At 63.0% G+C, this 22,487-nt stretch carries 19 protein-coding genes and 9 tRNA genes; 7 read left to right on the top strand and 21 right to left on the bottom strand.

Features of this window, described 5'->3' with window-relative positions; genetic code table 11:
* Positions 1 to 53: 53 nt before the first annotated feature.
* Positions 54 to 2,825: a helix-turn-helix transcriptional regulator gene (locus tag LVJ94_02685; protein WXB06169.1), complete on the bottom strand. Its 2,772-nt coding sequence runs from the start codon at positions 2,823 to 2,825 to the stop codon at positions 54 to 56.
* A gap of 289 nt (positions 2,826 to 3,114) precedes the next feature.
* Between LVJ94_02685 and LVJ94_02690 the strand changes: the two genes are divergently transcribed.
* The 3 genes from LVJ94_02690 to LVJ94_02700 all read left to right on the top strand — a co-directional run bounded on the left by LVJ94_02690 (position 3,115) and on the right by LVJ94_02700 (position 5,268).
* Positions 3,115 to 3,267: a hypothetical protein gene (locus LVJ94_02690; protein WXB06170.1), complete on the top strand. Its 153-nt coding sequence runs from the start codon at positions 3,115 to 3,117 to the stop codon at positions 3,265 to 3,267.
* A 429-nt stretch (positions 3,268 to 3,696) separates the two neighbouring features.
* Complete coding sequence (locus LVJ94_02695) at positions 3,697 to 4,698, top strand: DUF389 domain-containing protein (protein ID WXB06171.1); 1,002 nt, start codon at positions 3,697 to 3,699, stop codon at positions 4,696 to 4,698.
* A 144-nt stretch (positions 4,699 to 4,842) separates the two neighbouring features.
* Complete coding sequence (locus LVJ94_02700; GenBank protein WXB06172.1) at positions 4,843 to 5,268, top strand: hypothetical protein; 426 nt, start codon at positions 4,843 to 4,845, stop codon at positions 5,266 to 5,268.
* 16 nt (positions 5,269 to 5,284) lie between these two features.
* On the opposite strand, the gene LVJ94_02705 is transcribed toward LVJ94_02700, so the two are convergent.
* Positions 5,285 to 6,310 (bottom strand): hypothetical protein, encoded by a 1,026-nt coding sequence (locus LVJ94_02705; GenBank protein ID WXB06173.1) that lies wholly within the window; start codon positions 6,308 to 6,310, stop codon positions 5,285 to 5,287.
* Positions 6,311 to 6,533: 223 nt separating this feature from the next.
* Between LVJ94_02705 and LVJ94_02710 the strand changes: the two genes are divergently transcribed.
* A tRNA-Arg gene (locus tag LVJ94_02710) sits at positions 6,534 to 6,607 on the top strand.
* A gap of 681 nt (positions 6,608 to 7,288) precedes the next feature.
* Here the strand turns inward: LVJ94_02710 and LVJ94_02715 are convergent.
* The 7 genes from LVJ94_02715 to LVJ94_02745 form a co-directional block, all read right to left on the bottom strand.
* Positions 7,289 to 7,825, bottom strand: a complete 537-nt coding sequence (locus LVJ94_02715) for a hypothetical protein (protein WXB06174.1) — start codon at positions 7,823 to 7,825, stop codon at positions 7,289 to 7,291.
* Positions 7,826 to 8,643: 818 nt separating this feature from the next.
* The gene (locus LVJ94_02720; GenBank protein ID WXB06175.1) at positions 8,644 to 9,093 is read right to left on the bottom strand and encodes a hypothetical protein; all 450 of its coding nucleotides are present in this window, start codon (positions 9,091 to 9,093) and stop codon (positions 8,644 to 8,646) included.
* Entirely contained in the window at positions 9,093 to 10,055 is a 963-nt protein-coding gene (locus tag LVJ94_02725) for a hypothetical protein (GenBank protein WXB06176.1), read from the bottom strand. Before LVJ94_02725 ends, LVJ94_02720 begins: the two co-directional genes overlap by 1 nt.
* A gap of 48 nt (positions 10,056 to 10,103) precedes the next feature.
* On the bottom strand, positions 10,104 to 10,352 hold the full coding sequence (locus LVJ94_02730) for a hypothetical protein (GenBank protein WXB06177.1): 249 nt from the start codon (positions 10,350 to 10,352) through the stop codon (positions 10,104 to 10,106).
* Between the two features lie 25 nt (positions 10,353 to 10,377).
* Positions 10,378 to 10,872, bottom strand: coding sequence for a hypothetical protein (locus LVJ94_02735; protein ID WXB06178.1), 495 nt, complete (start codon positions 10,870 to 10,872; stop codon positions 10,378 to 10,380).
* Positions 10,872 to 11,816, bottom strand: coding sequence for a hypothetical protein (locus LVJ94_02740; protein WXB06179.1), 945 nt, complete (start codon positions 11,814 to 11,816; stop codon positions 10,872 to 10,874). Before LVJ94_02740 ends, LVJ94_02735 begins: the two co-directional genes overlap by 1 nt.
* Positions 11,817 to 12,287, bottom strand: coding sequence for a hypothetical protein (locus LVJ94_02745; protein WXB06180.1), 471 nt, complete (start codon positions 12,285 to 12,287; stop codon positions 11,817 to 11,819).
* Positions 12,288 to 12,332: 45 nt separating this feature from the next.
* Between LVJ94_02745 and LVJ94_02750 the strand changes: the two genes are divergently transcribed.
* The gene (locus LVJ94_02750) at positions 12,333 to 13,454 is read left to right on the top strand and encodes a PDDEXK nuclease domain-containing protein (GenBank protein ID WXB06181.1); all 1,122 of its coding nucleotides are present in this window, start codon (positions 12,333 to 12,335) and stop codon (positions 13,452 to 13,454) included.
* Between the two features lie 901 nt (positions 13,455 to 14,355).
* Here the strand turns inward: LVJ94_02750 and LVJ94_02755 are convergent.
* Complete coding sequence (locus LVJ94_02755) at positions 14,356 to 15,366, bottom strand: LysR family transcriptional regulator (GenBank protein ID WXB06182.1); 1,011 nt, start codon at positions 15,364 to 15,366, stop codon at positions 14,356 to 14,358.
* A gap of 79 nt (positions 15,367 to 15,445) precedes the next feature.
* Here LVJ94_02755 and LVJ94_02760 point away from each other — a divergent pair, with 79 nt between their 5' ends.
* Positions 15,446 to 16,498 (top strand): aldo/keto reductase, encoded by a 1,053-nt coding sequence (locus LVJ94_02760; GenBank protein WXB06183.1) that lies wholly within the window; start codon positions 15,446 to 15,448, stop codon positions 16,496 to 16,498.
* Between the two features lie 283 nt (positions 16,499 to 16,781).
* Here LVJ94_02760 and LVJ94_02765 read toward each other — a convergent pair whose 3' ends face one another.
* Positions 16,782 to 17,426 carry a TetR/AcrR family transcriptional regulator gene (locus tag LVJ94_02765; protein WXB06184.1) on the bottom strand — a complete coding sequence of 215 codons (645 nt, stop codon included), beginning with the start codon at positions 17,424 to 17,426 and terminating at the stop codon, positions 16,782 to 16,784.
* Between the two features lie 114 nt (positions 17,427 to 17,540).
* Between LVJ94_02765 and LVJ94_02770 the strand changes: the two genes are divergently transcribed.
* A complete protein-coding gene (locus LVJ94_02770; protein ID WXB06185.1) occupies positions 17,541 to 18,335 on the top strand; it encodes an alpha/beta hydrolase in 795 nt (264 codons plus the stop codon).
* Between the two features lie 284 nt (positions 18,336 to 18,619).
* Here the strand turns inward: LVJ94_02770 and LVJ94_02775 are convergent.
* From LVJ94_02775 to LVJ94_02820, 10 genes are all read right to left on the bottom strand, one after another.
* A tRNA-OTHER gene (locus tag LVJ94_02775) sits at positions 18,620 to 18,708 on the bottom strand.
* 114 nt (positions 18,709 to 18,822) lie between these two features.
* Positions 18,823 to 18,897: transfer RNA gene (locus LVJ94_02780), tRNA-Val, on the bottom strand.
* Positions 18,898 to 18,901: 4 nt separating this feature from the next.
* Positions 18,902 to 18,979 (bottom strand) — tRNA-Pro (locus LVJ94_02785).
* 127 nt (positions 18,980 to 19,106) lie between these two features.
* Positions 19,107 to 19,646 (bottom strand): HNH endonuclease, encoded by a 540-nt coding sequence (locus tag LVJ94_02790; GenBank protein WXB06186.1) that lies wholly within the window; start codon positions 19,644 to 19,646, stop codon positions 19,107 to 19,109.
* A gap of 82 nt (positions 19,647 to 19,728) precedes the next feature.
* Positions 19,729 to 19,812 (bottom strand) — tRNA-Leu (locus LVJ94_02795).
* Between the two features lie 77 nt (positions 19,813 to 19,889).
* Positions 19,890 to 19,961 (bottom strand) — tRNA-Met (locus tag LVJ94_02800).
* Between the two features lie 212 nt (positions 19,962 to 20,173).
* Positions 20,174 to 20,237, bottom strand: a tRNA-Asn gene (locus LVJ94_02805).
* Positions 20,238 to 20,244: 7 nt separating this feature from the next.
* Positions 20,245 to 20,315 (bottom strand) — tRNA-Gly (locus tag LVJ94_02810).
* A 10-nt stretch (positions 20,316 to 20,325) separates the two neighbouring features.
* A tRNA-Thr gene (locus LVJ94_02815) sits at positions 20,326 to 20,398 on the bottom strand.
* 278 nt (positions 20,399 to 20,676) lie between these two features.
* On the bottom strand, positions 20,677 to 22,287 hold the full coding sequence (locus LVJ94_02820; protein WXB06187.1) for a TROVE domain-containing protein: 1,611 nt from the start codon (positions 22,285 to 22,287) through the stop codon (positions 20,677 to 20,679).
* Positions 22,288 to 22,487 lie beyond the last annotated feature (200 nt).

Here is a 22,487-nt window from a genome sequence, read left to right on the forward strand (position 1 = left end):
CCCGTTAATGCGCGTAAAATTAGCCCTTTACGCGGCGCGGTTTGCCCGACCAGTCACTTTGCTCCCGAGCCCGCCCGGAGGATTGCCGCAGCGCGTATCAAATCCTGCGTATCAAATCCCTCGGTAAATCGGCCGTATACGGCGGAGAGCTGGTCGAAGGCTTCGGTGTGTCGGTTTCGACGTTTCCAGAACTCCGCAAGTGTGGTTGCCGTTCGCAGCTCCCAGGCCAATGCGTGCTGGCGCCGTGCCACATCGAGCGACTGCAGGAGAAGGGCCTCGGCCCGCGCATCGGATTCGTGATCGCCCCGTGCGAGAAGCCGGATCGCGCGAATGCGCAGCAGCTCGGGCGTCGACCATCGTTCGTAATCGTGCTCACCGCGCGTAAGGGCAGCTTCCGTCGCGAACCGCGCATCGATCGTGGCGACCATCTCCGAGAGGAAGGCCCCCGCTTTCGGCTCGTGGTGTGTATCGAAGGTGCCGTCCAAGACGGTTTGGTAGGTTTCGCCAAAGAGGTACGACAAGACGAGGGAGTGCTCCAACGACGAGGTGAGAAGCGTCTCCATGAGCTCTTTCACCGCCGCAGTTTTTCCTGTCCAAAACGCAACGGGAAGCACGCCGACGGTGAGGATGTAACACAATGGAAGTGGCTGCCCGATGGTGCGCGCGAGCGCGAGGCCGTCGCGCGCGCACTCCCACGCCTGCGTCGGATAGCCTTGCAGCCAGAGAATTCGCGAAAGTGTCGGCCGAATGGCCACGCGGGAATCGAATTGGACGCCTCGCTGGCGCCCCCTGCGTGCGGGGCTCACCGCGTCGGCGAGCACGCGTTCCGCCGGAATTCGCGCAGCCGTCAGATTGCCCATCCCCTGGAGCGCGAGGCAGGCCATTCGCCGGGACGTGAGGGTGACCCCCGGAGAATCGACGGCTGCCGCCAAGGATTCGTATTCCTGCGCAACCGCCAAGGATTCCGAGTAGTCGCCATGGTGGCTGAACGCCAGATGCAGTCCCCAGAGCGCGCGGAGCTGCGCATCGACGAGGCCTGCGCGCCGAGCCACTTCGAGCGACGTTCGAAACGCGCCGACCACGGTGTCGATCGGCTCCGCGGTGTGCCACATCGCATGCCCGTGCACCTCCCAGAGACGGCTCGCCGTCGCCGGATCGGCAATGGGCGATTCGGGCAGTTGCGCGAAGATGGCTTTCAGGCGCTGCGCATATTCACCGAAAAGGGAAAAATTGTACCATTGCAACACGGAGTTGCCCATTAGCCGCAGGCCCAGCGTGCGATCGCCGGATTCGGAAAGGGCCCAATCGATGGCACTGCGAAGATCGTCAATCAGGTGGCGATGGCGCTCGGTCCACAATTGGCTATCCGTGGATTCGTAGTCGACCTCCGCCGCCCGCAGCGAAGCGAGGACATGGGTTGCATGACGGGACGAGATCTCGTCCCGTTCGCCACGGGCCAACTTGTCGGAGGCAAATGCCCGGGTGGTATCCAGCAACCGATATAGGGGCGTTTCGCCGCCGATATCGGCGGTAATCAGCGATTTGGCAAACAGGTTCGACAGGTAGGTCAACGCGGCCGAACGCGACCATTGGGAGCCCGCCACGGCGAGCGCGGCATCGGCGGTGAACGTGCCGCGGAAGATGGCGAGTTGCCGCAGCATCGACTGCTCCTGGGGCGGCAGCAGGTGGTAGCTCCAATCCAACGCGGCCACGAGCGTCTTGTGCCGCGGAAGTGCCGTTCGCCGGCCTTGCGTCAGCACACCGAAACGATCGTCGAGGCGCGCGGAAATCTCGCGCAGGCCAAGCTCGCCCACGCGCGCGGCCGCAAACTCGATGGCGAGGGGCATTCCATCGAGGCGATGGCAGATTGCTGCGACGGTGGCGGCATCGGCATCTTGCAACTCGAACCGATCGGAGGTGGCCTGCGCACGTTGAACGAAAAGGTCCACCGCGGGGTACGCGAGCGCGTCGGCGGCGCTCAATCCGTCGGTCACGGAAGGATGCGACAGGGAGGGGAGGCGGTGCGCCCATTCTCCAGTTGCACGCAGAACCTCGCGGCTGGTGGCGAGGATGCGAAGCTCGGGAAGCCGCGAAAGCAGCGATTCCACCAAGCTGGCCGCCGCGTCTACCACGTGCTCGCACGTATCGAGCAGAAGGAGCATCTGCTTTTTGCGCAAATGCGACAGAAGGCCCGCGAAAGGCTCGTTCGACAGCACGCCAATTCCGAGCGCCGAGGCCAGCGCACTCGTGACGAGGCATGGATCGGAAAGGGACGAGAAGTCGACGAAGCAAATCCCGTCTGAAAAGCGCCGGAGGCATCGTCGCGCGACCGCGATGGCCACGGTGGTCTTGCCGACGCCGCCAGGCCCCGCGATGGTGACGAGGCGCTGCTCGGCCAAGGACTCCGCGAGCAGCTCGATCGTTTCCGTGCGGCCCACCGTGGTGGCGAGCAACGCGGGCAGATTGTGCAGCATGTGCTCGTTCGACGGCAGCTCGACGGCCTCGTCCGCCCAGCGGATGACCGGCAGGGTGAAACGATAGCCCCGCGGCACCGTTTCGATGGCCCGCAAGCCGTGCTCCCCGCGGGAAAGCACTTTGCGAAGGGCGCCGATTTGAACGCGCAGGTTCGTTTCCTCGACGACGACGTCGGGCCAGACCAGCGTCAGCAGTTCGTCCGTCGTGACGACGGTGCCCGCGCGTTCGACCAAGATGCGCAGGATGTCGAAGCCCCGTGCCCCGAGCCGCAGAGGCTCGTCGCTCAAGAGCAAGCTGCGCGATTCCGGGGCAAACCGAAATTCGCCGAAGGCATAACCTACCGCGCTCACGTGCGTTGCTCCGGTTGATATTGAATCGTCACAATCCGACTCCACGCCCTCGTTCCGAGGATTCTACTGCCCCATCTGCATCGAGTCGATTGTTGCCGTGCGCTCGAAAGATCCATCCTGTACCGTTGGGGCCATGAATTTGCCGAGGACCATTTGTTTTGCCCTGCTTGCAACGTCTACGTTGGTCGCCATGGGTTGTTCCGCCGGATCGTCACAGCCCGAGCATTCTGGCGATGCTCCGCAAAAAGCCACGGGTGGTGAAGGTAACGCCCCCGCTCCGCGTGTCAAAATGACCGCCGAGGAATGCAACGCAAAAGGCACCGTCGTTGGCGACATTGGCGATGGAAAGACCCACGATCCCGCCTACCGTTGCGCCGATGGTCGGGCGCCCATTGGAAGCGTTCCTTCGGGCATCGAGGGCGCGGTCTGCTGTCCGAAATGAATGGCCACGGGGCACTCCGCTCGAGGCGGACGGGCATCCGCTAAAACGGATCCGCTGCCTCCATCGGAGCGCCCCACACGATCACGTCCCATGCCCCTTCACCGCGGAGCGTAGGGTACGCCCTCGCCGGAGACCACCCCCCGCGCGACGCGATTTCACCGGGAATACGGGGCCCGGGGAGAGGGTAGGCGGTGCAACGGAATCCTTGCAGCGGCGTCAGATTGCGGGGCGACGACGTAGGCCGCTCCCCGTCGGGACGCTGCTCCAGCGCATCATGGAATGTCCGCGGAGATCATCCTGGATCGGGCGTACCGGCGGCGCGCACGGCATGGTGCATTCGACGCTGCGGAATCTCGCCGGCGGCGGGGTGCGATCCCGGTGGCACGTCGGGTGCTGATGGGCTTCTCCACGACTCACAAGGAGAAGAATATGTCATTCAGGAGCCGTATCCTTAAAGCGTTATTTGGAGTTGCCATTGCCGTTTCCCTCGTACCGCCTGCCGCCGCCGCGGAGGACCCGACGGACGAGACGAACGAGGCGAGTGCCTCGTCCTCGGTCTCCGACGAAGCCGCAGCCGCGGCGGCCTATCCCGGCGGCCGCCGGGTCTACACCGTTTCCCTTGGCTCGATCCCCGCTCCGCAGAGCAGCGCCACGGACGCGTGGGTACGCCTGGCGACGTATTACTTTTCGACCGACGGCACCGTGAAAGAAGGATTCTTCTATTGGGATCGTGACACCACGGTGGGCGCCGCATCGACCGGCGTCACGTCTGCAGGGTGCGACAACTGCGCGGTCCGCACGGCGAAAGGATTCGAGCCGGGCAATGGCGGAAAGAGCCTATCGGGCACGTACACCACGACGGACAGCACGCTCACCATCACGTGGAGCGGTGGCGTACACGAGACCTGGAACATCAGCCACCCGGCAAACGATCTTGCGAAGATCGATCTCGCCGGCTCGAACTACGGAGCCAACGTTGGATATGGCTTCGGAAGCAACGCTTCGAGCGATGTCTTCGTTTCGGTGAATCAGATTCCGCGAAAGAAGTACTCCGGCCGGTATGCCGGTTACTCGGGAGGGGCCACCGGCGGCGCCGCCGGTCCCAGTTCCTTGGACCTGTCGCCGTTCACGACCTGCAATGGCAATTGTCTGAGCTACCTCAGTCCCCCCAGCACCGCGTGCTCGGCGTGCTCCAGCGGGGACTCGTCGCCGATTCGCTATTACATGGCCGGCGCCGGTCGCCGCAACTTCTACGAGCACTGGTGCCGCTGCCTCACGTCGGCGCAGTGCTATACGGGAGGCTCCCACCGCAAACCGCAACTCCAGGTCATTGGCGACGATGGCGCGTTCCACGGCTGGGTAGGCGTCGAAGCCTCCAATTCCGCCGCCGGAACCGGCTACTTCGCCGTTCACTACCACACCGATATTTGACGACCCGCACGGGGGGGAACTTCCAAATCGGACCGAGGGTGGGGAGGGTGATGGCGCGGGAGTCGGCATGTGGCGCATGAGGCCACTCGTATTTTGGCGCGCCTCACCCTGACTGCGGGCATGGCCCATGCGTAACGAGTGGCCATGCATAGGGTTATCTTGCTTGGCTTGCCATTGATGCTCTGGATCCACTGCGGCAAGGGAGACGACGGCGGAGGGGGCAGCAGCCCGGTCACGTGCACCGGGAAGACCTGCGCGTGCAATGGCGGGGAGACGTGCGATGTCACGGAGGTTTGCGGCGAGGCAAACGACTGTTCTCTGACGTGTTACGGAGAAAGCTCCTGCAGCGGTTCCTGCGGTCAGAGCTGCATCGTCGGTTGCGACACCGACGCCTCGTGCAGCGTCACGGTGGGGGCCGGCGGCACCGTGGGCTGCGATCCTGGATCAAATTGCCAGGTAACGTGCACGGGCTCGTGCACCTTGGATTGCGGCCGGGGCGCAGAGTGCAAGTTGAAGTGCGCGTCGGACGCCGCGCCGCGCAAAGTAACCCTCGCGACATCCTGTCCGTGAGGCGCCGTCGATACGGCTACTCGTTTTCGTCCCCGTCGCAGTCCCGAGCCCACCGCGGCACGGCGTAGTGGCCTTTCTGGGCCGCCGTGCGCGCACTTTGGACGAGAAAGTCTCGGTGAAGGCTCGTCCGGACCCCGATGGATCCATTGGGGTCACCATTCTCGCCGATGGGAATGAACGTGCCCACGGCCACGATTTTGGGCCTGCCGTGCTCGAAGCTCGATTGATCGATGAAGGAACCATCGCCCAGGGACAAGCCGGCCCCAATCAGCATGAGCGACTTCGGCATTTTGAAAAGGTCGTTCGGTAGATCCGACGTGATGTCCACAATCGAGCAAGCTTCATCGGTATTGGACGCGCACACGAAGGGAACATTCTTCAGAATGCGCCGCGTGAACCCTCCGGTATCCTCGGTAATGGCAAATGTAATGGGGTCGACATGCAGCGCAACGCTCCCTCGTCCAAGGAGCGCATAGGCCCGCGGTGGATGGACCGCGACATCGCGCCCTACATCGATATCGACCGGCCTCGCCGCTCGGGCGGGCACGTTGTCGTGCAAGACGAGAAGCGCAAGCCCATCGTCGCAAAAGCGATCCGTCGGTGGATAGATCACTTGATCGACATCGAGCCACACCGGGTTGCCCCGAATCGCCGAGTCGCTGAGCGTCACCTTCAGCACCGCAGGCGGCGTTCGCGTGAAGGTGCCATTGCAAAAGGGCTGTCCCGCGGGGAACGTCGCGCGGTCCACCGTCCCCCGCCCAAGCAACACGAGATTCGGCGCCACGAGCGTCCCCGTGGTGGGCCTCCGCCCCAGGCACGCGCCGATCTCGCCCAGCGCCGGATCCTGATTGGGCGCCTGCCGGCAAACGCCCACGTCGTACCGGTGCTCGTGATCCTCGGGCGCCCCGAGCAGCGGGGTCGCTTGCGATTCCGTGGCGGTGGTCTCGTCGAGCGACGATGCAGGCCCACAGGCAGCCGCGCAGAGGAGCCATGGGATGAGGGGGACGGGAAGGGGCAGGGGAAGCGTTCGGCGGGTGTGCATGACGTCCCCTACGCGAAGCCCATCGAAGCCGAATGGCCCGCCGCGCACTTTTGTCACCGGGCGCGCAGCCGCCCGCGGCGCGGAGGCCGAGACCGCTGCCGGCGGCAGGGCGTCCCGAATCGAGCCGAAAAATGCGGGTGGGAGGAGGGCGGCGGGCGGCACTCGCAGGAGAGCTTGTGCTCCGGCGGCCAGTAGGGTACACGGATGCCTCTCAGATCGGTACGCGCCCGTAGCTCAGTTGGATAGAGCGATGGCCTCCGGAGCCATAGGTCGCAGGTTCGAATCCTGCCGGGCGCGCGAAGTCATACCAAAGCGGGAAACGCGACCCGCAGGTCCGGAGAGCGCGTGGTGATGCGAAAGCCTGGAAAATAGGCTTTCGGCGCGATCGAGGCTCTCGATGGAGAGCTTGGGATTGTGTGCGTTGTGCACGTGATTGGGCGATTTGGGAAGCCTGACGGCTCTCCATGGCATGGAGACGGGTCAGAGAGCCTGACCTACGGCTCCGGAGATTTGACCCACAGGTCCGGAGCTCCCGACCCACGGCTCCGGAGGTTCCGGAGCGGTGGGGTTCCGCCGTGAATGCCGACGCACGCGGGCATCGTGTCGTCGATCCGGAGTCTCTTCGGCTTGAGGGCGCGGTTGTGGAATCGCACGCGTCGTTGTCGAACGGCCCGCCGCGCCTGCATCTGTTGTCGCTGGTGCGTCGTGGAATAGGTCGACGTGCCGAAGCGCGAGTGGCTCAACGACTGCTTACGCCATGTCCGGGGTGAGGTGCGAGATATCGTTCACGGAGGTCGCGATGTCGCTGAACGTCACGAACCCCGATTCATTCAGGAGTCCATGGACGCACTCCGTTCACCGGTTACCTTGCTGACGCGGGGCGAGCAGGCGGCGCACCTGTTCACGGTGACGGGCGATTCTCACGTCGCCGCGGGCTCCAAGGCTATTGAGGTGAGCACGCTTGACACTTCCTATCCTTCAGCACGGCCAGGTGGCAATCAGTTTCTCCACGAACATTTCAGCGCCATCGAGCAGAGAAATTGGTGCCGGCCATCCGAGGCCAACACGCGCATCTCCAAGGAGCTTGACAGTCGGAACGTCACACGTAAACACATTACAATAGGCGGCGCCGATGCACAGATGATAGTAGTCGCCGAATCCGGAGGCATTTGCGAGGTCTCTCCTACTGCCAGGTACCCGTTTGGCTGCCGCATTGAAGAACGCCGGTGTAAATGTCATTGCGAGGCGTGTGGCAGGGAGCGCCCTTGGATCTGAGTCAAACAGAGCAACGAATGCGTCCTGCTCCTCTCCATTCCGAATCGTCCGGGCGGCATACTGAGGATCACCGCGCTGGTCGAGGCGTTGCCCGGCCTCCCTTGCGATCCGCCGGAGGTGATTTATGTCGTGGGATTTCTGTTGGTCCCCGTTGCGGCCCCCGGTCAAGGTCTGGACGTCGCGCCAACGCTGCACGTTCTGCAATGTGGCGAGTTTTTCATCAAACAGCTGTCCCCTCATGCGGACTTCTTCGCCCAAGTCCTGAACGCCAATGGCCCGACGCGAAGAACCTCCGAATATGTCAGTCTGCTGAACATTCCAGCGCGTGAAACAGCATAAGGTGCCACCGGAGTTGGGTTCGTTACGCCACATGCGACCTTCAGCCAGTAGTCCTCCTCATAGGTACGAATGCGGACGGTCGAGCGAACACACACGTATGGCATCCGATCCAGCCAGGACATAATTGCATTTCTCGACGTGTCGTCTGGCCAATCGGATAGCTCCGCGACGTGCATAAACGAGATACAAAGGTTTGCCTCGTTCGCAACGCGATGTACCCATTCTTTTAATGGTTTATAGACCGTCTTCGGCGGCTGGAATGCATACGATAGTGTGCTGGTATCGAGATAGAATGTGGGCTTATTCTCATTCACACGCTTGCAGGGCACCCAGAATTGTTAAGTTCGCGGGTCGTCCGTTGCAAGCTCTGTGGTGTCGCCCCCCCGTTTAAGGTGAATCTGATCCGTCGACGAATGCACAAGACTCCTTCGTTTGGCTGTTTCGAGTGCACCGGCAGGAGTCGGATGGCCAGAGGTCAACCATTTCGCGTAGCATTGACTACTTCGAAGGTCGGCAACCGGGCGAAGCATCGGTATAGTGGCAAGCGTATGACGCCTCCCCTTTGAGCGTCGACGCACGAATCGCTTGGGGTGAGCAGGCACTTATGACGGTTCGGCTTCGCCTCAGCAGCATGTTCTGCCGACAAAACAAAAAAAGGCCCGCCCGTTCCCCACTGGGAACGGGCGGGCCAAAGAGAATGAGGAGGTCCTGGGAGCAGCCTACAGCGGAACCCGCGACACGAAGAGGAGCCGTGTGGCGAGGTCCATGCGTGCGCGAGATATCCCGCGCCCCTTCGCGCAGGAGCCCGACGCGTACGCCGCAAGACGTTCGGAAGGCGGAAGACGCTCGCATGCTTCCATCGACGTTCGCATGTTGCTCATCGCGAGGCGCGTTTCAATGACCGGATCCAACACCTTCGCGCGTGCGCCCCAGCGGCCGTAGAGCCCCCGCGATTGGCCATGGTCCCCAACGGCATCGGGGCGGAAGCGGCTTTCTCCATAAGCCGTCGCGACGAGCAACGTCGTCGTCCGCGTGTTTGCGTCTTCACCGTCAAAGAGCGCGGGCTCCTCGTCGACCACGTCGGCGATCGCGCGTGCGGTGTCCTTGTAGGTGTCGCGCCACGGCGCCTCGGGTTGCAGAAACAGCATCAAAGCAAGTACCCAGTCCATCAACGGAAATACTCCAGCCAGAGTTGAACGGTCCTTTCGCCGAAGGTCTCGAGCGCGCGGAACTGCTCGCCCGCAGCATCGTTGCTGGCGAGCGCCGCCCCGCCGACGCGCGCCATGTCCTCGATGCGGTCAGCTTCAACCTGCCAGTGCGCGGGAAGCCATTCGATGGCCGGGCTTCCGACGACCTTCACGCCGGCGGAGACCGCGTCGGCCATGGTCAGGTTGAAGGTCTCGGTGCCCGAGGCTTGGACGTGCAAATCCAAGTGCTCGACTGTCCGGCGAAAGTGCCCCCAATCCTGCCACGGCGACTCGATGAGGCGTGCCCAGGGCAAGTTCGCGAACATGGCCCGGAGGGCATCGATAACGCCGCCGCCGTGCTCCTCGCGATCCACCGAAATGTAGAACTCGAGGTCGCAACCACGATCGCGGGCCAGGAGCATTGCGGCGGATGCCGCCGCCGTGTGCATCTTCAGAAGGCGCAACGCTCCGAAGCGGCCGACTCGGACGAGCCGATGATCGTGTTGCACGTCGCGCTTCCGACGCGGGCGCTCCAAATCGTAGAGGTTGGGCAGGTAGACGCACCGTCCGCTGTATGTTCGCTCGAAGAAGTGCGCGAGATGCGCGCTGTTGGCCGCGACATCGAGGTTCAGGACGTTGTCCTCGAGCACCATCAGGTCGCGAAGCAGCACGATCGCCCCCGCCTCGACCTGCAAGAAGGCCATATTGCTATGGCTTCGAACGGCAAAGCGGACGTACGGATGATCGGCGAGCAATTGCTGCGTGTCGCCAAGTGGCACCCACGGCGCCTCGATGATGCAGTGCGTGGTGTCCGGATGCTTCGAGAGCAGCGGCCGAATCTGATCGGGCGTCCAGATGCCGTAAGCGTGGGCCTTGATGCCGTGTCGCTGCAAGACGCGCGCGGTGTGCATGGCGCCGACGCCCAGACCGATATGGCATTGCATACCGGATTCTCTTTCGCCGCAAAATTACGATAGATGATCAGAACGGACTTAGCCACGATCTACCCCTGTCCGGATCGGAATCACGTTGGCAGCGGCCTTCGGCTCGGGAGGCGGTGCTGTGCGATTGCGTCCGCGTCCGTGATCTTCGATGGCGATGGCCAGGATCAAGACGGCCCCGACGCCGGCCGCAGCCGCACCGAAATCGATGAGCGGAAGAGTGAAGAAAGAAACAAGGAGCGCCGCCACCGCCACGACAAACTTGCGCGACGAGAGCAGCGCGAGGATGGCGCTCCACATATTTGAATTTCTCCTTGATTGTCGGCTACGCGTATTCGGCGTTCAGCCAAATACATGCACCCGGGTCGATGGTAAGGGTGCCGGGCGTGGAGCTCGCGGCCCAAGCGAGGCCAGAAGCGAACGGGCGGGTACGTTGTAGATCGATCGCGAAAGAGCCACCTTCCACGACGGGAATGGCGAACGATGGGAGCGCACCATCCGCGGGGAGCGAGGTCGCATCGAACAGCATGATCCAACGCTTTGCTGGCCCTTCGTTGCTGCCGAAAACGCGATAAAGAAGACAGGGCGCCTCTCGAATGGTTCCGTGGGCGGCGAGTCCGGACGGCGCACTCCATGACGTCGCCGGCGAGTCGGCACGTAGTCCCATTGGCGGCCCTACGCCGGCGGCGACGACCGTGACCTTCAGATTCCCGTGCGGATCGAGCTGGAGCTCCCCCACTTCGCCGGGAACTAGCGAGGGCGGCGTCGTGTTGTGGCGGCCGAAGCCTAACCAACGAAAGATCGAGGTCTCCCAGCCCATTACGGACGCTCCTGCCGCACGCGCAGTATGAAGGGACGCATCACGTACAGCGCGCCCTTGCTCCCCGCTGGTCCACTTGGGTCACGGCATTCTGCCTCGAGGTCGACAGAACACGGCACATTTGAACTCCTCAGTACGTAACGATACGACATGAACAGGCGCTGCCAGGAAAGGAATAAGAAATCCAAACTTGCAGTTGTGCTCGCGCTTCCGGCAGCGTGCAATTCGTCGGGGCGATCGACTGCGTTGCCCTCGTGAATAGCGACCCGCACTGCGCCCACGCCACGATGAAGATACAGATTGAAGCCCAGTTCGATGGTGAGAAGATCACCCTGTTTTGGCTCCGGAATCGAGACGCCGCTCAGCAGGGGGCTCCAGTTCTCCGCATCGATAAATGCGACGTAAGTACCCTCCTGCGGGGGCACTCCACCGGGTTGCTCGGGGTAAGCATTGGCATTGTTGCCCCGTGCCTCGCGTTGGTGAATACCTACAAGCCAGGTCGGCCGCTGCGACGGATGCAGCCGCCCGCCGGCATCGAGCGTCGCAAGTCCATCCGCAGCGGCGGGTCGTGCGGAGAAGTCGACCTGCCATCGGCCGGGACCCGAGGCGGGGATGTCCGCGGGGCGAATGCTCCACGGCGTATCGTCGCCGATGGCGGCAGGTTGCCACGTGAAGAGGCCGTAGCCGGGAACGAGGACGACTTGGTTATCAGTGCGATGCGACGCCGGGACCGCATGGAGCTCCTTGAGGGAGCGCAGCGTGCGCAGTTGTCGAACGCCTTGGTGTGCCGGCGCGACGTAATCGAGCTCGTTCCGGAGATACCGAGAGTGATTCGCGAGTTGCTGAAACGGCACCTCGACGGATAGCGCATTGCCTGGATCTGCATCGATTGGAACAGACACCGCGGGCTCGAAGCTCGGCGTCTCCGACAGAATCTTGGGCATTCAGCACGTCCACGACACGTTCAACACGTCCAATAAATCGCTTTCGTCCCTCCCCCAAGGCGGGCATCGACCCCAAGCCGGCCGATCACCCCAGAGAAGGCCCGACTGAAGCACAATCGTTTGCACGTGGTAGGCGTGTGCGGGCTTCCACTTCTTGACGAGCGCGCAGACGGTCTCCTGGTCGTCTCTTGTCGGTTGGCCAGCTCCCCATGGAAACGGCGGCTTCAAGACAACGTAGAACCACCACCAGTGAGGCATGTCCCAGTGGATGCCCTCGCGCAGCTCCGCGCCGCCATATCCGACGTCTTTCAGGGCTTGCAGGATGGCCGCGCCGGTTCCCGCGGCCTCCCAGGGGTTCAGCTCGAACGTTCGTTGGCGCCCTTGAATGCGGCGTGCCGTGGACGCCAGGACGGGCACGATGGCAATGCGGCGCAGCGCCCGTACGGTTGCCCGGTCGTATCGAAGACGCATTCCTTGACTCGACTCCCGTGCGATGATCAAACATGCAGAGTAGCGATGCCTCGCTCGATCAAGCGACAGACCCTGCCCGAATACGACGTTCTCCTAGCCGACGTCGCCCGCGTGATCGAGGATGCGCGGCGTGCCGCTGCTCGGTCGGTGAACGCGGTCATGACTGCGACCTACTGGCTCGTGGGCCGGCGCGTCGTCGAGCACGAGCAGGGAGGGAGGGCGCGAGCTGATTACGGGGAAGCGCTGCTCGAGCGGCTATCGGCGGACCTGACGCGGCGCTTCGGGCGTGGCTTCTCCGTCGACAACCTGGAGAGCATGCGGCTTGTCTTCTTGGCCTACCCACCGAGCGGAATTTCCGAGACGTCGTCTCGGAAATCGAGGACGAAGAAATCCGAGACGTTGTCTCGGGAATCCGACCTCGCCTCACTGACCAGCCGCTTCGGGGTTTCCTGGTCCCACTACGCCCTGCTGGTTCGTACGCGCTCGGACTATGCCCGCAACTTCTACGAGCAAGAGGCATTGCGAGGCGGATGGACGGTGCGTCAGCTTCGCCGGCAGATCGACAGCCAGTTCTACGAGCGGACCGCGCTGTCGCAGAACAAGGACGCGATGATGCGCAAAGGGCAGATAGCCAAACCCGAGGACGCGGTTTCGCCAGAGGACGAGATCAAGGACCCGTACGTACTCGAGTTCCTCGCGCTCAAGGACGAGTACGCGGAGACTGAGGTCGAGGAGGCGCTGATCCGGCACCTCGAAACGTTCCTCCTGGAACTCGGCAGCGACTTCACGTTCGTAGGACGTCAGCGTCGGCTCCGCGTTGGTGCGGCCTGGTACCGCGTCGACCTGCTGTTCTTTCACCGGCGGCTGCGGTGCCTGGTGGTGATCGATCTCAAACTCGGGGAGTTCACGCACGCCGATGCGGGCCAGATGCACCTTTACCTGAACTACGCCCGCGAGCATTGGACTCTGCCCAGCGAGAACCCACCGGTGGGGCTCATCCTGTGCGCGAAGAAGGACCACGCCGTCGCCAAGTACGCCCTCGAGGGGTTGCCGAACAAGGTGCTCGCCGCCGAATACCGGACCGCACTGCCCAAAGAGCGGCTGCTGGTGGAGGAAATGGAGAAGACCCGCCGGCAGCTTCTGCGACGGCCCCCTCGCGCACACTGATGGATCATGGGGACAAAGCACGTGATGGAGCACCGGACAAAGCATGCCCACGTCAAAAGTTTCCGCGAGCGCGCCTTCGGCGCCACTGCAACGGAGGCACGCTTTGAGCCATCACCGACCCGCGCAGGCCCGACGTCGCGTCGGAGCCAATTGGTCCACTATGCTTTCGAACCCTAAACCACACTGGCTTTCCGGATGAACCGATAAGCTCGCATGCGTAACTCTCAATACTGCTCTTTTTTCTCTCTGTCGGGTCTTAAGAATCGCGCGTTGAATCTCACAGAGAACCGGGCGGAGAAATCGGCCGAAAGTTACTATGATTTCGGGCGCCAAGCGATAGTGAGCCCCGGGGTTCGTGCACAACAGCTTCGCAGGGCTGCTTGAGCGGGGCGCGGGCGCGTGAGTAGCTGAAAATTGCTACGATTCATGATGCGCTGCGGGTGCCGGTCCTCTTCGGGATGGAGAGTGGTGGCCACTGCGGCCGGTGAGCGACGCGCAGGTGAGGAAACTGATGGAGGAGATGAGCAAACATGGGCAGATCGGCCGTGCCGCCATGAAAGCGGTCATGGACCGAAAGACGGCCCGCAGATACGTGGCAGCAGGAAAATTACCGTCCGAAATGACGATTCCGCGGACCTGGCGGCACGCGGGGAAATCCGTTCGAGAAGCACTGGTCCGAGCTTGAGAGGCGCCTCCGCGAAGCCCCGGAGCTGTAATCGTTGGCTCCGAGCTTCGTGAGTTGCGCGAGGCCATCGACGCGCAAAAGTGAGGGGTTCGCCGAGATGAGAAGCGGTCCGCGAATGCTCTGGAGCGTTTCCAACCCCAAAAGCCCCGTGAGCGATCGATGGCGAAGCCATCGTCCACGCTGGTCAGCGCGTAGAGCTCGTCGAAGGCGTTGAGGCTAAAATAGAGCTCCCGGGTGGTGTCGCTGAGGAGCTCGAGTCCATCGAGCTTGGTCAGTTTCGCCGCCCAGCTCCGCTATGACCTGCGCCAGCGCGCTGGCAAATCCGACAGTCGGGCGGCGCTCGGGAAAGTAGAGGCAGAAGCCGGGACTGGGCGGCATCCAATCGCTTAGAACCGGCACAAGCCGCCCGGAGGCCACATAGTCGGCAATTTCGGCTTCAGCGACATAGGCAAGGCCCACGCCCGCCAGGGCCGCTCGGGCAATCAAGCCATGATTGTCGAGACTGAGCGACCAGGGCGCATCGACCTGCATGGCCTCCCCATCCTTCTCGAACTCCCATTCATAAGGTGCCCCGCTCGGCCAGCGGATGCGGATGCAATGATGCCCCGCTAGCTCATTGGGATGACCCGGGCGCGGATGGTCTTTGAAATAGTCCGGCGATCCAACCACGCGGTGACGCAGCCTCTGGCCTAGAGGAACGATGGTCATGTTGGGCGGAACAGCGCTCGCTATGCGCACGCCCGCATCGAAGCCCGTCTGCACGATATCCACCAAGCGCCCCTCGGTCACGATATCGACCTTCACGTCGGGATAGCGGCGGATGAATTCGATGATGAAGGGAACGAGAATCTGATGCCCGCCGGCGATCGAGCAGTTGATCCGCAATGTGCCTTTCGGGCTGCCGCGCGGATTGCGAGCCGCCTCGGTGGCGGCGTGGATATCGGCTAAGGCCGGAGCGATGGCGCGCACGAGGTCGTGACCCGCCGCCGTCAGGTCTACCCGCCGGGTGGTCCTGTCGAAAAGCTTGACCCCCAGTTCATCCTCGAGCCCGGCCACCGCATTGCCGACAGCGGTGGGAGAAATGCCCAGATCCCGAGCCGCGGCGCGAAAACTGCCGCGACGGGAGATCGCCAGTATGGCCTCGAGTTCGAGGAGCTTGGCTGCTCGCATTATCTCATTTTCCGTTACTCTGAGACCCGCTTTATCGCAATTGTTATGACGATCCATTCCTCCTAGATGAGACGGCAAGAAACCAACGGCCTGGTTTACCCGGGCTATTTGCCACACCTACGAGGAAGCAACCGAAATGACCCTCACTTCCGCCGATATTGTCGGCTCGGCCCGCGTCCTGCTGGGCCATTCCGATCTGATCGTCCGTCCGATCGGGCTTGGCTGCATGGGCATGTCGCAATTTTATGGTGAGGCCGATGACGCGCAGTCGGTCCGAACCATCCGCGAGGCCCTAGATTTGGGCGTCGACTTCATCGACACCTCCGATATCTATGGCGCCGCCAACATGCTGGTGGGCGCCGAGAACCGCGGCTTCGGACACAACGAGCAATTGATTGGCGGAGCCATCGCCGGGCGCCGCGAGAAGGTGGTGCTGGCCACCAAGTTCGCCGTCAGGCTCACCGATGACGGCAAGAGCGTGCGCATCGACGGACACCCCGATTATGTCGTCTCCGCCTGCGAGGCGAGCCTGCGCCGTCTCGGCGTCGAAGTTATCGACCTCTATTATGCCCATCGCCTCGATCCGAATGTGCCGATCGAGGATACGGTCGGGGCCATGGCCCGGCTTGTCGATCAGGGCAAAGCGCGCTTCATCGGTCTCAGCGAAGTAACCGCGGCCCAGCTACGCCAGGCCCATCGGGTTCACCCCATCACGGCGCTACAATCCGAATACTCGTTGTGGGAGCGTAGCGTCGAGGCGGAAATCCTGCCCACTTGTCGTGAGCTGGGCATCAGTTTCGTGCCATTCAGCCCGCTCGGGCGATCCATGTTGACCGGCGCGGTCGGTGCTGAGACGCGCTTCGCCACGGGAGATTTCCGGATCACCGATCCGCGCTTTTCGGCCGAAAACCTCGCCACCAACCTTGCCCCCGTCGAGGCGCTTACGGCACTGGCCGAGAGCAAGCACTGCCGTCCTGGCCAGCTCGCGCTCGCCTGGCTCCTGGCCCAGCCCTTCGACATCGTGCCCATCCCCGGCACCAAGCGTGTCGAATATGTGCGCGAGAACCTTGCCGCGACCAACGTCGCCGTGAGTCGCGACGAGATTGTCTATCTCAGTGCCGTTTTCGCGCCGGATCGGATCGCGGGAAAACGCTACGCCCCCAACGATCCCGGTCGCCGCAGAGATTAAGGCTGAAGCTACCGGCAGATCGAGGTCAATGCTCGAAGGTCACGCCTTCGTAGCCGCCGGTCGGAGAGCCTCCGTAGCCGTGGTCGCGAAGAGACGAGAAACGAGAGGCAATTCGATTCGACTACCGAGAGGGGCGCCAGTAGGGAGCTTATTCGGAAAGAGTGACTCGCGCTCCGGACGACGCGAGAGCAGAGGTGGTCTATCGCCTCAGCCGTGGCATTGGTTCCGAATACACCGCGTCAGCGATGGAGCGGCAGTCAGGCATGGCCTTCTTGTCGGAATGTCACACAATCCGAAAACGGAAAATCGATAACGCGCGCGATGACTTCGAAATCGCAGCATTGGCCGTGAGCAGTTGCGCACCCGTATGCCGGCAGGAAAGTGCGATGAGACGCGGTGCCTTGGCGAGAGTGGCGATCGTTCGGCGATCCTCCCTGGAGCGAGCGCCGGCGCGCAACTCCATGAGGACCACCGATGAGACCTTCCGAATGAATCCAGGGTCGGTCAGCAGCTCACTTCTTGCGCTACGGCTCGAACGCCGGACTTTCTCTCTCCGCGGGACCTCACTATGGCGCGATACGCGTTCTAGCGCGATCCCAACAGAGCGAGAGCTTCGGCGCTCGAGACCGGCGCGTGCCACGTCCGACGGCACTGCAATGAGCGGGCAATGATGGTCGAGGTCCCCCAGCGCTTCGTCCGAGAGGTACAGATCGACGAGTGCACGTGCATGTTGCTCGGGTGATGGCAGGCGAGCTTCGGAGCCGGCATATCGCTGCGCGAAGGGGTTGCAGGTGGTGAAGCTTCGCACGGCCTCGGCGTAGAGCTCGTCCTTGCTCGTGAAATGGTTGTAGAAGCCGCCGCGGGTCAGTCCGGCGTGCTTCATGACATCGTCGATCGAGACCTGCTCGAAGCCGTGGCGGTTGAACATGATGCGCGCGCTTTCTACGATTCTCGCGCGTGTGCGTGCCTTGTGCTCTGCGGTGTACGGCATGCTCTCAAAATATGATCTTGGGCATATTCTGCAACGAGGCAGAGTCCTGCCATGAGCCAGATTACATCGAAAGATGGCACACCGATCGCGTACGAATGCTTGGGACGAGGTTCCGCTGTCGTCTTGGTCGGAGGCGGTGCAACGGACCGCACGGAAAACGAGCCACTCGCGACGGAGCTCGCGAAGTACTTTCGTGTATACAACTACGACCGTCGCGGCCGAGGTAAGAGCGGGGATACGTTGCCGTATGCTTTGGAGCGCGAGGTCGAGGACATCGAAGCCTTGATTGCCTTGGCCGGTGGGCCGGTGCATCTCTTCGGCGCGTCGTCGGGGGGCGCTCTCGTGCTGGAAGCCGCAGCCCACGGGATCGCCGTCGACAAGCTTGCCGTCTACGAAGTTCCGTACGACACGAGCCATGATGCGCCACGACGCTTCGCGGAATATGAGGCGAAGCTTCAGGTGCTGCTGGCGGAGGGACGCCGGGGTGACGCATTTGCCGAATTCATGCGCCTGGCTGGCTCCTCCGAGGCGGAGATTAGCTCGGCAAGGACCTTGCCGGTATGGCCTAGCTTGGAGGCACTCGCACATACGCTTCTCTACGATGCGGCCTGTTATCGCAATCCGCCCGGCGCTCGTTTTGCGGCAATCCTCCGGCCGACCCTCGTTCTCACGGGCGCGGCGGAACCGAGTTCCCACGACGGCAATTTCTTCGGTCGCGCGGCCACGGCCATCGTGGCGAGCATTCCGCATGCAAAGCGGCAGGTCCTCAAAGGGCAGACGCACGTGGCCGATCCCAAGGTGCTCGCCTCGGTACTCCGGCGCTTCTTCGATGAGTCCACTCCGTGAGCCCACCGTCCTTGGTGCCATTCGCGACACGGACCCTTTACCGAGGACGAGGTCGAGTTTTAATGCGTTGTTCCGAGAAAACTTGGACACCAAACCAACCGGCGGAAGTCGGCCGAATCGAACGGCATACCCCAACGAGAGTACGCACCGGGTAGCAACCGGGCTCGCGACCATTCGCGATTCAACTTCCGTGAAGCGGAAAGCAGAGGACTCGCACCCCACGCCGCAGCTGCAGCGCGCACCGTTTTCGAAACGGGCTCGATCCTCGATCGATTTGCCTTCCATGGCGGAGAGACGTGGAGTCGAACCACGCACGCCGGAGCGCGCCATCGGTTTTCAAGACCGCGTCGAGCGCCGGCTCGACGGACTCTCCGTTGCGGAAGAGGGAGGACTCGAGCCGAAGGCCCACGGAGGCCGAATGCCGGAGTGCACCTGCACTGACCTGGATTTGAAGCAGGTGCCTCCTGCCAATTGGGCTACGTTCGCGTGGTGCGGGGCGAGGGAATCGAACCCCCCTGGATCTGCTTGTAAGGCAGGTGCTCTCCCAGAGAGCGAGCCCCGCAAGATGGTCAGCGCGGCAGGATTCGAACCTGCGCTCTTCGGCTCCCCGAGCCGCCGTTTTCGCCTGGCTAAACTACGCGCTGAGATGGCCCTGTTTTACGTCTGGGCCGGGAGCCGCGCAGGGCGCGCGTGAAGCCCGCCGAGGGAACTCCAAGACGTTGAGTGCCGCCGTGCGGGCCGGAACTCCCGGATAGACAGTGCGTCGTCACGTCACGCTACGTCCGCGTGGTGCTCGCTGCCGGCGAAGGAGCAGTAGTTCCTCCACATCGAAGGAACGTCCTTCTCCGAGGCGAGTACGGGGGCGAATGGCAAGGAGGCGGGCTTGAACGGCTTGCGGAGAAGCGTCATGCCTGCCTCCTCGGGCAAGCGGCCACCTTTTCGATCGTTGCACGCGTAGCACGAGGTCACGATGTTCTCCCACACGGTCTTGCCGCCGCGGACGCGGGGCACGACGTGGTCGTAGTTGAGAGCGTTCATCGCCTTGCGCGTGCCGCAGTATTGGCAGCGAAAGCCGTCGCGGGTGAAGACGTTCACGCGGGAGAAGCGGACCTTGTGCTTCTTCGACACGCTCCCCTTGGTGAGACGGACGACGGCAGGCGTGCGGATGGTGATCGAGGGAGCGGCAATCGGGTCGTCGTATTCCTCGAGGACCTCGACCTTGCCGAGGTAGAAGAGGACGACGGCGCGCTGCCAGGAAATCACACGGTGCGGGGCCATCCAGGGAGTCAGCATCAGGGTTCGTGTCGACATGGGCTTTACCTCTTTCGTCTCTTGCGTGTTCGCATGGCTACTTCTCCTTCGTGCGCTCGAGCGAGCGCGGACTGAACAACGGTGTCACCGGGGGGACTCGAACCCCCATACGCCGTGGGCGCGCAGATTCTCAGCCTGCTGTGTATACCAATTCCACCACGGTGACATGGTCGTCGCTGCGGACGGAATCGAACCGTCTTGGCCGAGCTTATGAAGCTCGCCTTCCTCCAAGGATCGCAGCGGTTGCGGAGGCGTGACTCGCACACGCGACCTCTTGCTTATGAGGCAAGTGAGCTGCTTCTGCTCTACTCCGCAAAAAAAAAAAAGGCCGGCAAAAGATGAGAGGACGTTGGCTTACCGAAAAAGGTGTAGTCCTCTCGGGCATCCGGCCCGGAGCCGCCCGCGGGAGTTGCACCCGCCGAGGCCTCTTTACAAGAGAGGTGCCCGACTACCGGGCGGAGACGGCGAAAACAGCGACAAGAAGTATCGAGATATTTGCTCTACCACTGAGCTACGGGCCCCCAGAGTGGACCCGGTGGGGTTCGAACCCACGGCCTTATCGTTAATAGCGATGTAATCTCGAAAGCATTCGCTGCAGAGCGGCGACCGGGAATCGCACCCGGATCTCGAGGCTGGCGACCTCGCGTTCTTCTGTTGAACCATCACCGCAAATCGAAGGAGCCGTCGGCGGGAATTGCACCCTCCATCTCCTCATTACCAATGAGATGCCCCGCTATCTGGGCCTCGACGGCAAGTGCGGCGACAAGGGGCGTGGCGACATTTTTCCGATGTCCTACTGCTGGACGACGCCAAAGGCGGCGGGAATTGCACCCGAGTTCTCGGAGTACCATGTAGTCGCCACGGCATCCGCCGCGGTGGGTAGCTTCGGAATCGAACCGAGCGGGCCAAAAGACGCGTGGGTTACAACCACGCCCGCCTCCATAACGGTCTAGTTATCCGAAAGAAGAAAGTGCGCCGGAGCGCGGGCTGCCACGAGATCGACTCGGTGCGGCACGCGCCCCTGGCTGGTTTAGCCGAGCGAGATGCTCTTGATCGCCCCGACCCAATGCTCGGCCGCGAGCTCGCCCTTTGCGAAGGTCGAGATCACGTCGAAGACGGAGTCGGAGAATCCCCCGACGTTGAGCACGTCGTCGCGATCGTGCATCTGCGTCGAGGCGTACGGCTGAATGTCGATGAGGACGAGCCGCGCCTTCGGGTTGCGACGGCGAAACGCATCCCACTCCTCGGCCATGACCGTGGCCCGGCCGCTCACGCGCGACAAGAAGCCGAGGTGGCCGCTCGGACGCTGCGAGAAGTCGGCCCAGGACATGTTGTCCGAGATGTAGATGACGAGATCTCCCGCCACGCGCCGCTCGTTCAAGTGGTGGAGCGGTGCGCTGCATGCCGTACCGCCGCTCGGGAGGTTCGCGAGGAAGTCCGCGTTCGTCATCACGGAGTCCAGCGGGTTGAGACGCCGCGGCATCGGCACGACGTCATCCGAGAACGGGATGATCTCCGCCGAGGTGTTCTTCCGAAGGAATGCCGCCGAGACGAGCGCCGCGATGTCGATGCATCGAACCGCGGACGTCGCGCCCTTGCGGAAGCCGGTGGCAGCGCTCTGCATCGAGCCCGAGACGTCGGGGCAGAGGAAGATCTTCCCCGGCACCGTCGGCACGTTCTCGATGGCGATCTCCATGGCCTCTTGCAAAGCCATGACGATCGCCGACGGCATCTCCGAGCTCGCGGCCTTGAAGGCGGCGAGCAGCTGGAACGGGAACACCCGTGCACGCCGCACGAGCTCCGGATCGCGGAGCTTGGCGGCGACGAACGAGACCATGGTCTGGTCGCGGAAGACCCCGTGGCGAAGCAGTGTGTTCAGGTTCATCCGAAGCTGCGTCCACGACATGCGCCGAGCGATGGCTGTCCAGCGCTCCGTGTCCAGATCGAGCGCGGTGAGCATCTCGAACGGGACGTCGGGGATCTCTCCACCGTTCTTCTTGAACGACTCGAACGCTTGCACGGAAGCCGGGAGCTTCTCGTGGGCAACGTCCTTTCCGATCAAGTAGCCGTAGAAGGCCTCGCGTGCGACGTCGGCGTGACCCTCGGCGTTCTTCGGCGACGGTCGGACCATCTTGATGACGTCGGCCATGGAGGGCGCCGAGCCGAGCGACTGCCGGAAGATGGCCTCCGGCGTGCGGTTCGAGAACCACGCGCGAGCGAGGCGCTTCGGTGCCGAACCGAAGGATTTACGACCGACGGTGCCGGAGCGCACGATCTGGACGAAGTTGCGGAGCATCTTGCCGCTGTCGATGACGCGCGGAAAGACGGAGGCGAGCAAGCGCACGTCCTTGGCCGCGAGGTAGGCGGTCAAGAACGCGGGCATGTCCTTCATGAGCCCCTTCTCGCGGGTGTAGATCGCGAGCTGGGCGACGAAGCGGGGGTCGACCTGGGCCACGAGCTCGAGCACCTTCGCGAGCTGCTCGTCGGCCTGCGCGTAGAACGTGTGGTTGAACGTGCCCGTCGCCGCGTACTGCGCGAGCGCGTGTTCGGCAGAGAACGCGTACGCTCGGCCGCCTGCCTCGTTGGTCGTGTTGGCCGGCTTCGACGTCGATGCCGGTGCGAAAAGTGCTTTGTGTGCCATAGCTGCGTTTCTCCTCTCCGAGCTCGTGAACGTGAAATGCGCCGTCGGTGGCTCGCAGCCGTCGGTGCGTTGGTGATCGTGATGAGCCGCGTCCCCGCGCGGAGTCGGACCGCGCCATCGAGCCTCGGAGGCTCGAGTCGGCATCCGGCCGAACGAGGACGAAGGGCCTCCCCGCCATCCACCGAGACGAGGAGATGATG

The organism is Sorangiineae bacterium MSr11367 (assembly GCA_037157805.1).
GTDB lineage: Bacteria > Myxococcota_A > Polyangia > Polyangiales > Polyangiaceae > Pendulispora > Pendulispora rubella.

Coding starts and splice junctions, on each gene's coding strand:
- LVJ94_02695 (WXB06171.1), top strand. CDS start 3,697: ATGTCATTCAGGAGCCGTATCCTTAAAGCGTTATTTGGAGTTGCCATT.
- LVJ94_02755 (WXB06182.1), bottom strand. CDS start 15,366: ATGGATCGTCATAACAATTGCGATAAAGCGGGTCTCAGAGTAACGGAA.
- LVJ94_02730 (WXB06177.1), bottom strand. CDS start 10,352: ATGTGGAGCGCCATCCTCGCGCTGCTCTCGTCGCGCAAGTTTGTCGTG.
- LVJ94_02790 (WXB06186.1), bottom strand. CDS start 19,646: ATGTCGACACGAACCCTGATGCTGACTCCCTGGATGGCCCCGCACCGT.
- LVJ94_02740 (WXB06179.1), bottom strand. CDS start 11,816: ATGCCCAAGATTCTGTCGGAGACGCCGAGCTTCGAGCCCGCGGTGTCT.
- LVJ94_02725 (WXB06176.1), bottom strand. CDS start 10,055: ATGCAATGCCATATCGGTCTGGGCGTCGGCGCCATGCACACCGCGCGC.
- LVJ94_02700 (WXB06172.1), top strand. CDS start 4,843: ATGCATAGGGTTATCTTGCTTGGCTTGCCATTGATGCTCTGGATCCAC.
- LVJ94_02820 (WXB06187.1), bottom strand. CDS start 22,287: ATGGCACACAAAGCACTTTTCGCACCGGCATCGACGTCGAAGCCGGCC.
- LVJ94_02690 (WXB06170.1), top strand. CDS start 3,115: ATGACCGCCGAGGAATGCAACGCAAAAGGCACCGTCGTTGGCGACATT.
- LVJ94_02750 (WXB06181.1), top strand. CDS start 12,333: ATGCCTCGCTCGATCAAGCGACAGACCCTGCCCGAATACGACGTTCTC.
- LVJ94_02770 (WXB06185.1), top strand. CDS start 17,541: ATGAGCCAGATTACATCGAAAGATGGCACACCGATCGCGTACGAATGC.
- LVJ94_02765 (WXB06184.1), bottom strand. CDS start 17,426: ATGTTCAACCGCCACGGCTTCGAGCAGGTCTCGATCGACGATGTCATG.
- LVJ94_02705 (WXB06173.1), bottom strand. CDS start 6,310: ATGCACACCCGCCGAACGCTTCCCCTGCCCCTTCCCGTCCCCCTCATC.
- LVJ94_02745 (WXB06180.1), bottom strand. CDS start 12,287: ATGCGTCTTCGATACGACCGGGCAACCGTACGGGCGCTGCGCCGCATT.
- LVJ94_02760 (WXB06183.1), top strand. CDS start 15,446: ATGACCCTCACTTCCGCCGATATTGTCGGCTCGGCCCGCGTCCTGCTG.
- LVJ94_02715 (WXB06174.1), bottom strand. CDS start 7,825: ATGAGGGGACAGCTGTTTGATGAAAAACTCGCCACATTGCAGAACGTG.
- LVJ94_02735 (WXB06178.1), bottom strand. CDS start 10,872: ATGGGCTGGGAGACCTCGATCTTTCGTTGGTTAGGCTTCGGCCGCCAC.
- LVJ94_02720 (WXB06175.1), bottom strand. CDS start 9,093: ATGGACTGGGTACTTGCTTTGATGCTGTTTCTGCAACCCGAGGCGCCG.